This is a genomic window from Rheinheimera pacifica (genome assembly GCF_024809855.1).
Taxonomy (GTDB): Bacteria; Pseudomonadota; Gammaproteobacteria; order Enterobacterales; family Alteromonadaceae; genus Alishewanella; species Alishewanella pacifica_A.
This window is the reverse complement of record NZ_JANUEM010000012.1, coordinates 112757-127404: the sequence shown is the minus strand read 5'-3', so window position 1 is coordinate 127404 and position 14648 is coordinate 112757. Positions and strand designations below refer to the sequence as shown.

Sequence of the window (14648 nt, the reverse complement as noted above, 5' to 3'; positions counted from 1 at the left end):
TGTGTTATGTCTAATATTGAGCTTATTGATATAAAAAAGAATTACCTCGGTACCGAAGTGGTAAAGGGGATTAGCGTTACTATTGAGCAGGGCGAGTTTGCCGTTATTGTCGGACCTTCCGGCTGCGGTAAATCTACGTTGCTGCGCATGATCGCGGGGCTTGAGGATATCAGCAGCGGTGAACTGCGTATTGGCGGCAAGGTAATGAATCATGTGTCGCCGGATCAGCGCGAAATTGCCATGGTGTTTCAGTCTTATGCGCTGTATCCGCACATGACGGTAGAAGAAAATATCGGTTTTGCCCTGACATTAAAAAAGGTAGATAAAGCTGAGATTAAACAGCGGGTGAAAGAAGCTGCCGAAATGTTGGAACTGGAACATTTGCTGCAGCGTAAACCCGCAGCCCTGTCTGGTGGGCAACGCCAACGGGTGGCAATTGGCCGGGCCATTGTGAAACGGCCAAAAGTGATCTTGTTTGATGAGCCGTTATCTAATCTGGACGCTAAGCTACGGGTACAAATGCGCACCGAGTTAATGCGTCTGCACCGCGAGTTTGGCTCTACCGTGGTATATGTTACCCATGATCAGGTAGAAGCGATGACGATGGCGCAAAAAATTATCGTACTGCACAACGGCTATGTATCTCAGCTGGGTAAACCGATGCAATTATACCGCGAGCCGGAAAATACGTTTGTTGCGCAGTTTATCGGTGTGCCGAAAATGAACCTGCTGCGCGGCAAATTGCAGGGTAGCAATTTTTATCTGCAATCTGGCCAGGTGGTAGATATTGGTAATGGTTTCACCAGTGGCAATGATTTGCAATTGGGGATCCGGCCAGAGCATTTAAAACTGCAGGCGACCGGCGCTCAGGGCGGCTGGACAGTTGATGTAGTTGAACGCCTGGGAGTGGAAAGCTTTGTGCATCTGCATAATGCTACTATGGAGCAATTGGTAGTACGGGTTGAAGGTGATTGCGAGCTGGCCGCAGATATGCAGGTAAATCTGCAAATTGATGCCGCCAGTTGTTATTTGTTTGATGACAAAGGCCAGCGGCTGCTGCGTAAACCTGTAATAGAGCAGGCAGCGGGATAGCTCCCGCTTTACTGGCAAAGGCTGTGGCAGGCTATCTGTCGTGATACAGTTCGCAGGCTTCCAACGTGTTTTCCACTAAACTGGCTACGGTCATCGGGCCTACACCGCCCGGTACCGGAGTGATATAACGCGCATGTTTTACCGCTGCGCCGTATTCCACATCGCCTACCAGTTTGCCTGAATCTAACCGGTTAATGCCAACATCAATAACCAGGGCGCCGGGTTTAACCCAATCTCCGGGGATAAATTCTGGCCGGCCTACCGCCACTACCAGTAAATCGGCGCGGCGTACTTGCGCCTCCAGATTTTTGGTAAATTTATGGCACACCGTTGTCGTGCAACCAGCCAGCAGTAATTCCAGCGCCATGGGCCGGCCAACGATGTTGGAAGCACCCACGACAACCGCATCCATACCTTTTACGTTAACGCCGGTACTTTGCAGCAGTGTCATAATGCCTTTAGGCGTGCAGGAGCGCAGCGCTGGCATGCGCTGTGCTAAACGGCCTATATTGTATGGGTGAAAGCCATCGACGTCTTTGTGCGGGTTTATACGCTCTAAAATGGCAGAGGCATCCAGGCCGGCGGGTAATGGCAGTTGTACCAGAATACCGTCTACAGTGTTGTCATTATTTAAGTTGTCGATCAGCTCCAGTAGCTGTTGCTCGGTAGTATCTGAAGGTAAATCGTAAGATACAGAATGAAAGCCAACTTCTTCACAGGCCTTACGTTTACTGCCTACATAAACCTGAGATGCCGGGTTTACCCCTACCAGCACTACGGCTAAGCCCGGTGCTCTTTTACCTGCTGCAACCCGGGCGCGAACCTGAGCGGCAACTTTATCTTTTGTTGCCTGGGCAACGGCTTTGCCATCAATAATTTGTGCTGTCATTTGCTTACGTCTCTGCCATGATTTTACTGCGGCATATTTTCGCACAGCTACCCGCAGAACTCCATCCTGCAATGCCCGTGGTACAATAGGTTCAAATAATAGGCAATCAGTTGATTTGTGCAAAAAAAGGTTTGACGCTATTGCTGGGCGGCTGTAATATTCCGCCCCGTTGCAGCAGTGCAGCGAAGTCGGTGATTGGCGCAGCTTGGTAGCGCACTTGGTTTGGGTCCAAGGGGTCGCAGGTTCAAATCCTGCATCACCGACCATTAATATATAGCTTGGTAGGGCTTTCGATATTGCGCCCGTAGCTCAGCTGGATAGAGCAACGCCCTTCTAAGGCGTGGGTCATAGGTTCGAATCCTATCGGGCGCGCCATAACAAGCGCAAAACAGTTTCAGTGGTGGTTGTAGCTCAGTTGGTAGAGCCCCGGATTGTGATTCCGGTTGTCGTGGGTTCGAACCCCATCATCCACCCCATCTTTCCCAGAGTTTTATAGTCGGTGATTGGCGCAGCTTGGTAGCGCACTTGGTTTGGGTCCAAGGGGTCGCAGGTTCAAATCCTGCATCACCGACCATTCTCCCTAAGTTAAGTAAATTAAATATGTTAAATAAGCGCACTTGGTTTGGGTACTCTTAGTCCCACGAGTCGCAGGTTCAAATTCTGCATCACCGACCATTCTCCCCTAAGTTAAATAAAGCTTTCCTTTATTTAAAGCTAATATGTTTAACTGCATTTATCTTTGCTCAGTTATCAAATAATAAAATCCAGTTCCCAAATCCTTAAATCTTATTGTATGCTGCTATTTAATATCAGATTAAGGACGATTATCTTGATAATTGCAGAAACCCCACGTTTACGTATCCGGCATCTTACAGCGGCAGACGCTGCTTTTACCTGTCAGCTATTAAATGAACCGTCGTTTATTGAGAATATTGCTGATCGCGGTGTGCGTTCAAAGCTGGATGCTTTGCATTATTTAGCTGAAGGGCCAATAAAAAGTTATCAGCAGCACGGTTATGGTTTATTTCTGGTGGAAACCAGTGATACCAAAATACCGATAGGGTTTTGTGGCCTGCTGTTTCGTGACTATCTGCAGGAAACTGATATTGGCTTTGCATTTGTACCTCAGTTCTGGGGCAAGGGGTATGCGCTGGAAGCCGCTGCTGCTGTGCTGCATTTTGGTTATCATAAGGCTAAGCTCAAACGTATTGTTGGCCTTGTCAGTGCAGGTAATCTCCCATCAATTAAAGTGTTAACCCGTCTGGGTCTGAGTTTTGAGAAAGTCGTGCAGGTTCAGCCGTCACTAAAAGAGGTTCAACTGTATTCCTGAACGCCAACATAAATGTAATTTAATTACATATTTAGTGGCTTTCTGTAGCTTGACTCTTGTGAATGGTAGGTATTCGCAATCTTTATAGTTTAATTATTTCAGCTTGTTACGGGTAATTCGTCCCGATCTTTGTTTTGCTGAACTGTAACCCAGGTGGAACCAGGTTACAGTTTTTGCTACTATAGCCGCCGGAACAACCATTGGAGGAGTTATGATTAACCCATCCTGGCGGCGGGTAGTGCTTAAAGTTGGCAGTGCCCTGATAGCGCCGGAAAACCAGGGGTGTAGCGAACAGTTCCTGCGTCCCATCGCTGAATTTATCCGGCAGTGCCGGTTACAGGGTCTTGAAGTGATCCTGGTGTCATCAGGTAGTGTGGCTGCTGGCCGCCATCATTTTAATTTTCAACATCAACGGGTTCCTATCGCACTAAAACGGGCGATGGCAGCTGTTGGCCAGAATCAGCTGATGAATTTCTGGAGCCGGTGTTTTGACTTTCCTTGTGCACAGGTATTACTTACTCACGGTGATTTAAGTGATCGTGTGCGCCATGTTAATATTCAAAATACATTAAAGCGGTTACTGGATCATCAGATACTGCCTATCGTTAATGAAAACGATACGATAGCCACAGATGAGCTGAAAGTAGGCGATAATGACAATCTGGCCGCTATGGTGGCCACAGTTGCTAACGCCGATGCGTTGATTATTTGTTCTGACGTTAACGGTTTATATACTGCAGATCCAAACAAAGACCCAACAGCCAGCCTGATCCCTGAAGTGCGTATTATTGACCAGCGTATTTATGCTCTGGCGGGGGGAGCCTCATCTAAAGTGGGTACCGGCGGTATGTATACCAAGATTGAAGCGGCAGAGAAAGCAGCAGCACATGGTATAGACACCGTTATTATTGATGGCCACAAGCCTGACGGGTTTCAGTGTATTTTAGCGGGTAAAAATCCTGGCACCATTTTTTATGGCCATGCCAAGCCTCTACCGGCTAAAAAACATTGGGTGCGGCACACTCTCAGAGCCAAAGGTGAAATTTGGGTTGATGATGGATGTGCTGAAGCCTTATGCCGTCAGGGCGCTTCATTATTGTGTAGCGGTATCGTTGATATTAGCGGTGAGTTTGATTCAGGTGATGCTGTTGTAGTGCGCAGTGCATCAGGCAAACGCAAAATTGCTAAAGGTGTCAGCCGGTTTAGTGCCAGCGAGTTATTTTCTATTAAAGGCCAGCAAAGCCGCGATATAGCTTCTTGCCTTGGCTATTGCCCGACAGGCAGTGATGCCGTAATCCATCGCAGCGAAATGATGTTACTGGAGAGAATATGAGTACCGATGTTGCGGCAACAATAGCCGCTAAAGCGTCAGAGGCAGCTAAAGCTGTAGCAAATTTGACGACAGAGCAGAAAAATTTTGTTCTGCAGAGTATGGCAAACCATATCCGCAATGCCAGCGCTGCAATACTTGAAGCGAATAAAGATGAAGTTGCCACAGCCAGTGCTAATGGCACCAGTGCAGCTATGCTTGACCGTTTAACGCTAAACCATGATAGGGTTGACGCCATGGCCAAAGCCATTGAGCAAATTATTGCCTTGCCGGATCCGGTTGGCGCAACACGGCATATTGAGCAGCGGCCAAACGGTATTAATATCGAAAAACGTCGTATAGCACTGGGCGTTATTTGCATGATTTATGAAGCCAGGCCCAATGTTACTGCTGATGCCGGTGCTTTATGCTTTAAATCCGGTAATGCGGTTATTCTGCGCTGCGGCCGCGAGGCTATTCAAACCAGCCTGGCTATTGCTGCCGCTATGCAACAAGCCCTGCGTGAACATCAGTTACCGGATGAAGTTGTAAGCATAGTACCGGAACCTGATCGCGATTTAATGCTGGCACTGTTAAAGCAGGATCAATATATCGATTTAGTGATCCCGCGTGGCGGTGAAGGGTTAATTCGCTTTGTTACCGAACACAGCCGCATTCCGGTGATCCAGCACTATAAAGGTGTATGCCATTTGTATGTTGATCAAAGCGCAGATTTAACTATGGCGCTGGGGCTGTTGCTTAACGGCAAAGTACAGCGTCCCGGCGTGTGTAATGCGCTCGAAGGCTTATTGGTAAACAAGCACATTGCCAGTGATTTTCTGCCGTTAGTAGCCAATGTGCTGGCACAGCACGATGTAATTGTACATGCCTGCAAAAACAGTATCGGTTACTTTAATCAGGCGCAGCCGATTGCTGATAATGAGTTTGGTCAGGAATATCTGGCGCCGGAAATTGCTATCCGGGTGGTAGACGATCTGGATGCCGCCATGGCGCACATTGACCAGTTTGGCAGCCAGCACACCGAAGTTATTTGTACCAGCGATCAGGCCAATGCGGAGCGCTTTATCCGCCAGGTAGATTCTGCCGTGGTCATGCATAATGCCTCGTCACGTTTCTCTGATGGCGGTGAGTTAGGCTTAGGTGCTGAGATTGGTATTTCTACCAGTAAGCTGCATGCTTACGGCCCTATGGGCCTTGAAGCGCTAACTACTGAAAAATATGTGGTAACCGGCAGCGGCCAAACCCGCAGTTAACTGCCGTCACTGCAGAAAAAATTAACGCAGCAATAGTAATTTACTGACTATGCTGCGTTTTTTATTTTGTCGGCATACTGGCTTAGTACGGCCTTGTTAAGGGCTCGACGTCAGACATTTACCCCGCTATAATGCCGCGTCCTATTTTATAACAGGTCTGGTTCAGTGCTGCGTTTTGATACCAGATCACACTAGTAAGGCGTTAATTACACGCCCGTTTTTGAATTTGAGGTAACAAGATGCAAGTTTCTGTGGAAACCACTCAGGGTTTAGAGCGCCAAGTAACTATCACTGTTCCGGCCGACAAAATTGACTCAGAAGTAAAAAGCCGTTTACGTGATCTGGCCAAGCGTCAGCGTATCGACGGTTTCCGTCCGGGCAAAGCGCCGGTAACACTGATCCAAAAGCGTTATGGTCTGGCAGTATTGCAGGAAGTTGCCGGTGAGCAAATGCAGCGCCATTTTTATGATGCCATTATTGCCAACAAACTGACTCCGGCAGGCGCGCCAACTTTTGCTCCAGGCCAACTGGAGCAGGGTAAAGATTTAGAATTTAAAGCTACTTTTGAAGTGTATCCGGAAGTTGAAGTTAAAAACCTGGATAAAATCGAAGTAAATAAGCCGGTTGTTGAAATTGCTGATGCCGACTTAGACAAGATGCTGGATACTCTGCGTAAGCAACACGCAAAGTGGGAAGCCAAAAAAGGCAAAGCCGCTACTGGTGATCGCGTAATTATTGATTTTGTCGGTTCTATTGATGGCGAAGAGTTTGAAGGTGGCAAAGCCACTAACTTTACCTTAGAGCTGGGTCAGGGCCGGATGATCCCGGGTTTTGAAGACGGTATCGTTGGCAAAAAAGCCGGTGAGCAAGTTACTGTTGATGTAACTTTCCCGGAAGAATACCACGCTGAGAATTTAAAAGGTAAAGCAGCCAGCTTTGCTGTTACGGTAAACACTGTAGAGCAACAGGTACTGCCTGAACTGACTGACGAATTTGCAACCTTGTTCGGTTTAGAAACTGCCACTGTTGATGCACTGAAAGTTGAAGTGCGTAAAAACATGGAACGTGAGCTGAACCAGAATATTAAAGCTAAAGTAAAAGATCAGGTTATCAAAGGTTTATTAGCCAACAACGAAGTTGAGGTGCCACAAGCACTGATTGCAGGCGAAGTAGACGTACTGCGTAAACAGGCTCTGCAGCGTTTTGGTAACAACGTAGATCCTAAGCAGTTACCGGAATTGCCAGCGTCATTGTTTGAAGAGCAGGCTAAAGATCGCGTTAAAGTAGGTTTGTTGCTGGGTGAAGTGATCAAAACCAGTGAACTGAAAGTAGACGATAAAAAGGTTCAGGCGTTAATTGAAACTGTTGCTTCTGCTTATGAAGATCCGCAAGAAGTGGTACAGTACTACAACAGCAACAAAGAGCTGTTACAAAGCATGCGCAATGTAGCACTGGAAGAGCAAGCCATTGAAGTAATTCTGGCCAGCGCTAAAGTGACTGAACAAAAAGCGGCTTTTGACGAGATAATGAACCCGCAAGCTGCCAACTAACATTGACTTATTTTGGCTTGACGGCTTTAATGGCTCGGACAACAGTTCGGGCCATTTTATTTTCTGCAACAGCAAAACCCAGCTATTTAAAGGGAACTCTGAAATATGTCTATGCCGCAACATTTAAATGATCTTGTCAGCGCACTGGTACCGATGGTTATTGAGCAAACCGCCAAAGGTGAACGTTCTTACGATATCTACTCGCGCCTGTTAAAAGAGCGGGTAATTTTTCTAACCGGTCAGGTCGAAGATCACATGGCCAACCTGATTGTGGCGCAATTATTGTTCTTAGAATCAGAAAATCCGGAAAAAGACATCTATATTTATATTAACTCACCGGGTGGCTCTGTTACCGCAGGTTTGTCAATTTATGACACCATGCGCTACATAAAGCCGGATATTGCCACCGTTTGTGTGGGCCAGGCTGCCAGTATGGGCGCGTTTTTATTGTCTGGTGGCACTAAAGGTAAGCGTTATTGTTTACCCAATGCGCGGGTGATGATTCACCAGCCGTTAGGTGGTTTCCAGGGCCAGGCGACTGATTTTGAAATTCATGCCCGGGAAATTTTAAGCATTAAAGAGAAATTAAACCGCTTAATGGCCGAGCACTGTGATCAAAGTTATGAGAAGGTTTGCAAAGATACTGAGCGTGATAACTTCTTAAGTGCACAGCAAGCCTTGGATTATGGCCTGGTAGATGCCATATTAACCAACAGAGAAACAAAGTAATCATTTTAGGCAGCTCTGCGTTACAGAGCTGCACCGTAGTGAAAGAGGTAGTTACATGTCTGATCACCGCACTGACGGCGATAAGAACGGTAAATTGTTGTACTGTTCTTTTTGTGGCAAATCACAGCATGAAGTGCGTAAGTTGATTGCAGGCCCACAGGTTTATATTTGTGATGAATGCGTTGATTTATGCAATGACATCATCCGCGAGGAAATTAAAGACATTTCCCCGAAACGTGATGCCGACAAATTGCCGGTACCGCGCGAAATTCGTAATCATCTTGACGATTATGTTATTGGCCAGGATCATGCAAAAAAAGTGCTGGCAGTGGCGGTATACAATCATTACAAGCGCCTGCGCAGTGCCCAGCACAAGCAAGACGTTGAGCTTGGGAAAAGTAATATTCTGCTGATAGGCCCCACCGGTAGTGGTAAAACCCTGCTGGCTGAAACGCTGGCCCGTCTACTTGATGTGCCATTTACTATGGCCGACGCCACTACATTGACTGAAGCTGGTTATGTTGGTGAAGATGTCGAAAATATTATTCAGAAGCTGCTGCAAAAGTGCGATTACGATGTAGAAAAAGCCCAGCGTGGTATTGTCTACATTGATGAAATAGACAAAATCTCGCGCAAGTCTGATAACCCATCTATTACCCGTGATGTATCGGGTGAAGGTGTGCAGCAGGCGCTGTTAAAGCTGATTGAAGGCACAGTTGCTTCGGTGCCACCGCAAGGCGGCCGCAAGCATCCGCAGCAGGAGTTCTTGCAGGTTGATACCTCAAAAATTCTGTTTATCTGTGGTGGTGCTTTTGCCGGGCTGGATAAAGTGATAGAGCAGCGCTGCGCCAAAGGCTCTGGCATCGGTTTTGGCGCTGAAGTGCGCAGCAAAGAAAGCACGCGTAGTTTAAGTGAATCTTTCCGTGATGTAGAACCGGAAGATTTGGTGAAGTATGGCCTGATCCCGGAGTTTATCGGGCGTCTGCCAGTTGTTGCCACCTTAACCGAGCTGGATTTAGCTGCATTGGTACAAATTCTCAGTGAGCCGAAAAATGCTCTGGTAAAACAGTTTGCAGCCTTATTCGCGATGGAAGAAGTAGAGCTGGAGTTCCGTGAAGACGCACTAAAAGCCATTGCGCAAAAAGCAATGGAGCGTAAAACCGGTGCCCGTGGTTTGCGTTCTATTGTCGAAGGTGTACTGCTGGATACTATGTATGAATTACCATCAATGCAGGATGTCTCAAAAGTCGTAATTGATGAAACCGTGATCCGCGGTGAAAGTGACCCTATTCTGATTTACCAGAGCAGTGAGCCCGTTGCGGCTGAGTCACATTAATCCTGCCACAGAAAAAAAGGAGCTGAATCAGCTCCTTTTTCATATATGTAATTGAAGTTTTTAAAACGAACCCCATATACTGAAACATATTCGCGCCTGCAGTAACTAAATTCGAGAGAGAATCAATGACATCAGAACACGCTGAACGTTTGCATATGCCGGTACTGGCACTGCGGGACGTGGTCGTTTATCCCCATATGGTTATTCCATTATTTGTCGGTCGGGCAAAATCAATTAAATGCCTTGATGCCGCTATGGATAACGACAAACAAATTTTCCTGGTAGCGCAAAAAGACGCCACGCTGGATGACCCTGCAGCGACTGATTTATATGAAGTAGGTACGGTTGCGACAATTTTACAGTTACTGAAACTGCCTGACGGTACCGTTAAAGTATTGGTTGAGGGCAGCCGCCGCGCCAGGCTGGCTGAGTTTACAGAGACAGACAAAGCCTTTGCAGCCTACGTTGATATTATTGAAACAGCTGAAGTGGATAGCCGTGAGCAGGAAGTGTTTCTGCGCTCAGCCATTAATCAGTTTGAAGGCTATATCAAACTGAATAAAAAGATTCCGCCGGAAGTATTAACGGCACTGACCGGTATAGACGAGCCGGCACGGCTGGCTGATACTATGGCTGCACATATGCCGTTAAAGGTTGAAGATAAACAAAAAGTGCTGGAAATCTTCGACGTAACCGAGCGGCTTGAATATCTGATGGCAATGATGGAGAGTGAAATTGACATTCTTCAGGTAGAGCGCCGTATTCGCAGCCGGGTGAAAAAGCAGATGGAGAAAAGCCAGCGCGAGTATTACCTGAATGAGCAAATGAAAGCGATTCAGCGTGAACTGGGTGAGCTGGAAGATGCGCCGGATGAATTTGAAACACTGAATAAAAAGATTGAACAGGCACAAATGCCGCAAGAGGTGACAGATAAAGCCCGTAGCGAGTTGCAAAAGCTGAAAATGATGTCGCCAATGTCAGCAGAAGCAACAGTGGTGCGCAGCTATATCGACTGGCTGGCTAATGTCCCGTGGAAAAAACGCAGCAAGGTAAAGAAAAACCTGGCTGTGGCCGAGCAAATTCTTAATGCAGACCACTATGGCCTGGAAAAGGTAAAAGAGCGCATTGTTGAATATTTAGCAGTACAGCAACGCGTTAATAAGTTAAAAGGCCCTATCCTTTGTCTGGTTGGCCCTCCGGGTGTGGGCAAAACCTCACTGGGGCAGTCTGTTGCTAAAGCGACCGGGCGTAAGTACGTGCGGATGGCGCTGGGCGGCGTGCGTGATGAAGCTGAAATTCGCGGTCACCGCCGTACTTATATCGGTTCTATGCCGGGCAAAATTATTCAGAAAATGGCGAAAGTTGGTGTGCGTAACCCGCTGTTTTTATTGGATGAAATTGACAAGATGGCGTCCGATTTCCGTGGTGATCCGGCAGCAGCATTACTGGAGGTATTAGATCCGGAACAGAATACCGCATTTAGCGACCATTACCTGGAAGTAGACTACGATTTATCCGATGTGATGTTTTTTGCAACGTCCAACAGCCTGAATATTCCAGCGGCCTTGCTCGACCGGATGGAAGTAATTCGTCTGGCCGGTTATACCGAAGATGAAAAGCTGAATATTGCCAGACAGCACCTTATTACCAAGCAAATTGGCCGTAATGGTTTAAAAGCCAGCGAAATTGTGATTGAAGACAGCGCCATTATCGGCATTATCCGCTATTACACCCGCGAGGCAGGGGTGCGCAGTTTAGAGCGTGAAATCTCCAAACTATGCCGCAAAGCGGTAAAGCAAATATTGCTGACCAAAGGTTTAAAGCAGGTAGTGGTAAATCAGCAGAACCTGGAAGATTACCTTGGCGTGCAGCGCTATGACTACGGCAAAGCTGAAGATAGCAACCGTATCGGCCAGGTAACAGGTTTAGCCTGGACTGAAGTAGGCGGTGATTTGCTGACCATTGAAGCTGCGTCTGTAGTGGGTAAGGGTAAGCTAACCTTTACCGGCTCGCTGGGTGATGTGATGAAAGAGTCTATCCAGGCTGCAATGACAGTAGTTCGTAGCCGCGCGGCAGGCTTGCGTATCAACGAAGACTTTTACGAAAAACGTGATATTCATGTGCATGTGCCTGAAGGCGCAACGCCAAAAGACGGCCCCAGTGCCGGTATTGGTATGGTCACTGCATTGGTATCCAGCTTAACCGGTAACCCGGTACGGGCCGATGTTGCCATGACAGGTGAAATTACTCTGCGTGGTGAAGTATTGCCCATTGGTGGCTTAAAAGAGAAGCTGCTGGCAGCGCACCGTGGTGGCATTAAGCGGGTACTTATTCCGCATGATAACGTGCGTGATTTAAAAGATATCCCTGACAATGTAAAAGGTGACATCGAAATTTGCGCCGTAAAATGGATAGATGAAGTGCTGGAGCTGGCGTTACAAGAGCCTTTAGAGCGTGTTTCAGTGGGTGAAACGGTAAAAAATCCAGCAAAAAGCAAAAAAACGGAAAAAAATCCTGCGTAGGGGCTTTTCATTCCCGTTGGCTGTGCTAAGTTATGGAAAGTTTCGACCAAGCCCTTGTTATACAAGGGCTGCAGTCAAAGCCAGAACTGTTAGTTTTGCTGCTTTTTTGCTTGCAAGCCTGAAAAATGCTTGTTATAACGATGAAGCTCACTTACAGAACTAATGAAGTGTAGTTGTTGAAAATAATAACAATTGAAGGGGATGATATTGTGAACAAGTCTCAACTTATCGACAAAATTGCTGCTGGTGCAGACATTTCTAAAGCAGCAGCTGGTCGTGCTTTAGATTCGTTCATTGATGCTGTTACCGAAGCTCTTAAAGAAGGCGACTCTGTAGCATTAGTTGGTTTTGGTACTTACAGTGTACGTGAGCGTGCAGCCCGTACTGGCCGTAACCCACAAACTGGTGCAACTATTCAAATCGCGTCTGCGAAAATTCCTTCTTTCAAGCCTGGTAAAGCGTTAAAAGACGCCTGTAACTAAGCTTTAGTTTGGTAAAGACAAACAAAGTGCCGATTTTGGAAGTAGCAGGCAGCTTAATACAGTGACCTCAGTCTTCCAAAGGCTTCTCTAAAAAAAGCGCATCTGTTAAGATGCGTTTTTTTTTACGGCAACCAAGATGCGTTTTTGTTGCCTCCCAGCCGTTAAAGATGAATAAAGAGATCGTGCTAAGATGTTAGAAAGAATCAGAGAAGGCTCGCAGGGAATCATTGCCAAGTCTATTTTAGGCTTAGTGATCCTGACGTTCGCATTAGCAGGTGTTGGCAGTTACTTAAGTGCGCCTGCCGAAGTTAATGTGGCAGAGGTTAACGGTGAAAAAATCAGCCGTGCAGACTTTGACCAGGCATTTCAGAATGAACGGGCACGGCTGCAACAGCAGTTTGGTGAAATGTACGCCACCCTGGCCGCAGATAACGCTTATATGAATAATTTTCGCAGCGAAGTGCTGGAGCGTCTTATTGACGAGACTCTGCAAAAGCAATTTGCTGCCAAGCTTGGCCTGCGCGTCAGTGATGAGCAGGTTCGTGACGCTATCCGCGGTATGACAGAGTTTCAGGTTGACGGCCAGTTTAATAATGACCGTTATCAGGCTTTACTGCGCCAGGCCGGTTATCAGCCAGATCAGTTCCGTGAAATGATGCGTGAGCAAATGTCCCGCAACCAGTTATTAATTGGTTTACTGAGCAGCGAATTTGCCACTGTTAAAGATATGCAGTTACTGGCCAAATTACAGCAGCAAAGCCGTGATATCGAATTTGTGCGTATTGCTGCAGCAGATTTTGCCGCTAACGTAGAGCTGACAGAACAAATGCTGCAAGACTATTACACGACTCATCTGGAGCAATTTGAAACCGAGCAAAAAGTGGCTGTCAACTATGTTGAGTTATCAGCTGCTGCGCTGGCTGCCGATATTGAAGTGACTGAGCAGCAAATGGCTGAATATTACCAGGCAAACAAAACACGTTACACCCGTGATGAGCGTCGCCAGGTTGCGCATATTATGCTGGAAGCCGAGCAGGACGACCCTGCTGTAGCGGCAAAAGCGGAAGCAATTTTACAGCAGTTAAAAGCCGGTGCTGATTTTGCTCAGTTGGCTAAAGCAGAATCTGCTGATACCTTTTCTGCAGATAACGGCGGTGTATTGGGGTGGCTGGCTGCGGGTGATGTAGACCCTGAATTTGAGCGTGTTGCTTTTGCTATGAAGGAAACCGGCGAGCTTAGCTCTGTGGTAAGAAGCGCTTATGGTTACCATATTATTAAGTTAGTTACTCTGGAACCGGCGCAGGTTCAGGAATTCGCAGAAGTATCTGCAGATATTGCAGAACGTATCAAACAAGATGCGGCAACGGCAAAGTTTTATGATTTACAGCAACGTTTGGCCGAAGTCAGTTTTGAAGTGCCGGATACACTGGAAGACGCAGCAGCAGCGGTAGATGGCAAGATTATTTCAACACCATTATTCAGCCGCAATGAAGCTACTGCGCCTTTGTCTGCACCTGCGGTAATGAGTAAAATCTTCGATAGCGGCTTTATTAATGAGCGGCTAAACAGTGAGGTGATTGAACTGGATAATCAACACGCTATCGTAGTGCGTGTTACTGATCACCAGGCAAAACGTACCCAAACGCTGGAAGAAGTTAAAGCAGAAGTAGAAGCCGTTGTTCGTGCAGAGCAAAGCTCGTTGTTAGCCAAAGCCAAGGGTGAAGAGATATTGGCATCGGCTGGGCAGGACAGTTTAAAGGCGCAGGCTGAACAGGCATCATTAACACTGGAGCAAGCAGCAGATGTGCCACGCTTTGGCGGTACACTGGATGCACAAATCCGTGCTAAAGCGTTTGCTATGCCTCGTCCGGCTGATAAACCGGCTATAGAGCTGACTACGCTGGCTAATGGTGATATTGCCTTGGTGTCTGTGTTGGCAGTAAAAGATGCCGAAGTAACAATGGTGCCGGAACCTGCGCAGCTGGATCGTCTGGCAGAGCAGCAGGCAGAGCAACATTACCGTGCCGTAATTGCAGCGTTAAAAGCTAAGGCTGATATAAGCCGTAATTTACGTGCAGCAGTAACAGATACTCAGTAATACAAATACAGATAGATTAAAAAAAACCGTGGCTTGC

General features: G+C 47.1%; 11 protein-coding genes and 4 tRNA genes. 14 read left to right on the top strand and 1 reads right to left on the bottom strand.

All coding sequences use genetic code 11. The features are described 5' to 3' along the window. Positions 1 to 6 precede the first annotated feature (6 nt). Positions 7 to 1092, top strand: a complete 1086-nt coding sequence (locus M2404_RS15270; protein ID WP_259240628.1) for an ABC transporter ATP-binding protein — start codon at positions 7 to 9, stop codon at positions 1090 to 1092. Between the two features lie 31 nt (positions 1093 to 1123). Here M2404_RS15270 and folD read toward each other — a convergent pair whose 3' ends face one another. Next, positions 1124 to 1981 carry a bifunctional methylenetetrahydrofolate dehydrogenase/methenyltetrahydrofolate cyclohydrolase FolD gene (gene folD / locus M2404_RS15265; protein WP_215397180.1) on the bottom strand — a complete coding sequence of 286 codons (858 nt, stop codon included), beginning with the start codon at positions 1979 to 1981 and terminating at the stop codon, positions 1124 to 1126. Positions 1982 to 2170: 189 nt separating this feature from the next. On the opposite strand from folD, the gene M2404_RS15260 reads away from it, so the two are divergent. The 13 genes from M2404_RS15260 to M2404_RS15200 all read left to right on the top strand — a co-directional run bounded on the left by M2404_RS15260 (position 2171) and on the right by M2404_RS15200 (position 14611). Then, positions 2171 to 2247: transfer RNA gene (locus M2404_RS15260), tRNA-Pro, on the top strand. Positions 2248 to 2279: 32 nt separating this feature from the next. After that, a tRNA-Arg gene (locus tag M2404_RS15255) sits at positions 2280 to 2356 on the top strand. Between the two features lie 25 nt (positions 2357 to 2381). Further along, positions 2382 to 2457, top strand: a tRNA-His gene (locus tag M2404_RS15250). Positions 2458 to 2478: 21 nt separating this feature from the next. Next, positions 2479 to 2555, top strand: a tRNA-Pro gene (locus M2404_RS15245). A 255-nt stretch (positions 2556 to 2810) separates the two neighbouring features. Next, a complete protein-coding gene (locus M2404_RS15240; RefSeq protein ID WP_259240627.1) occupies positions 2811 to 3311 on the top strand; it encodes a GNAT family N-acetyltransferase in 501 nt (166 codons plus the stop codon). A 211-nt stretch (positions 3312 to 3522) separates the two neighbouring features. Beyond that, positions 3523 to 4644 (top strand): glutamate 5-kinase, encoded by a 1122-nt coding sequence (gene proB, locus M2404_RS15235; RefSeq protein WP_259240626.1) that lies wholly within the window; start codon positions 3523 to 3525, stop codon positions 4642 to 4644. Continuing rightward, the gene (locus tag M2404_RS15230; RefSeq protein WP_259240625.1) at positions 4641 to 5894 is read left to right on the top strand and encodes a glutamate-5-semialdehyde dehydrogenase; all 1254 of its coding nucleotides are present in this window, start codon (positions 4641 to 4643) and stop codon (positions 5892 to 5894) included. The genes proB and M2404_RS15230 overlap by 4 nt, the downstream gene beginning before the upstream one ends. A gap of 239 nt (positions 5895 to 6133) precedes the next feature. Then, entirely contained in the window at positions 6134 to 7444 is a 1311-nt protein-coding gene (gene tig / locus M2404_RS15225) for a trigger factor (protein WP_259240624.1), read from the top strand. Positions 7445 to 7549: 105 nt separating this feature from the next. Next, positions 7550 to 8173 carry an ATP-dependent Clp endopeptidase proteolytic subunit ClpP gene (gene clpP, locus M2404_RS15220; RefSeq protein ID WP_259240623.1) on the top strand — a complete coding sequence of 208 codons (624 nt, stop codon included), beginning with the start codon at positions 7550 to 7552 and terminating at the stop codon, positions 8171 to 8173. A 55-nt stretch (positions 8174 to 8228) separates the two neighbouring features. Further along, complete coding sequence (gene clpX, locus M2404_RS15215; RefSeq protein WP_215397185.1) at positions 8229 to 9509, top strand: ATP-dependent protease ATP-binding subunit ClpX; 1281 nt, start codon at positions 8229 to 8231, stop codon at positions 9507 to 9509. Positions 9510 to 9634: 125 nt separating this feature from the next. Further along, positions 9635 to 12031: an endopeptidase La gene (gene lon / locus M2404_RS15210; protein ID WP_259240622.1), complete on the top strand. Its 2397-nt coding sequence runs from the start codon at positions 9635 to 9637 to the stop codon at positions 12029 to 12031. A gap of 209 nt (positions 12032 to 12240) precedes the next feature. Beyond that, the gene (hupB, locus tag M2404_RS15205) at positions 12241 to 12513 is read left to right on the top strand and encodes a nucleoid-associated protein HU-beta (protein ID WP_008220336.1); all 273 of its coding nucleotides are present in this window, start codon (positions 12241 to 12243) and stop codon (positions 12511 to 12513) included. 190 nt (positions 12514 to 12703) lie between these two features. Continuing rightward, complete coding sequence (locus M2404_RS15200) at positions 12704 to 14611, top strand: SurA N-terminal domain-containing protein (protein WP_259240621.1); 1908 nt, start codon at positions 12704 to 12706, stop codon at positions 14609 to 14611. The last annotated feature ends 37 nt before the right edge of the window (positions 14612 to 14648 follow it).

Bases quoted from the DNA above. Each gene is read 5' to 3' on its own strand.
- M2404_RS15270 (WP_259240628.1), top strand. From the start codon at position 7: ATGTCTAATATTGAGCTTATTGATATAAAAAAGAATTACCTCGGTACC.
- folD (WP_215397180.1), bottom strand. From the start codon at position 1,981: ATGACAGCACAAATTATTGATGGCAAAGCCGTTGCCCAGGCAACAAAA.
- proB (WP_259240626.1), top strand. From the start codon at position 3,523: ATGATTAACCCATCCTGGCGGCGGGTAGTGCTTAAAGTTGGCAGTGCC.
- M2404_RS15230 (WP_259240625.1), top strand. From the start codon at position 4,641: ATGAGTACCGATGTTGCGGCAACAATAGCCGCTAAAGCGTCAGAGGCA.
- tig (WP_259240624.1), top strand. From the start codon at position 6,134: ATGCAAGTTTCTGTGGAAACCACTCAGGGTTTAGAGCGCCAAGTAACT.
- clpP (WP_259240623.1), top strand. From the start codon at position 7,550: ATGTCTATGCCGCAACATTTAAATGATCTTGTCAGCGCACTGGTACCG.
- clpX (WP_215397185.1), top strand. From the start codon at position 8,229: ATGTCTGATCACCGCACTGACGGCGATAAGAACGGTAAATTGTTGTAC.
- lon (WP_259240622.1), top strand. From the start codon at position 9,635: ATGACATCAGAACACGCTGAACGTTTGCATATGCCGGTACTGGCACTG.
- M2404_RS15200 (WP_259240621.1), top strand. From the start codon at position 12,704: ATGTTAGAAAGAATCAGAGAAGGCTCGCAGGGAATCATTGCCAAGTCT.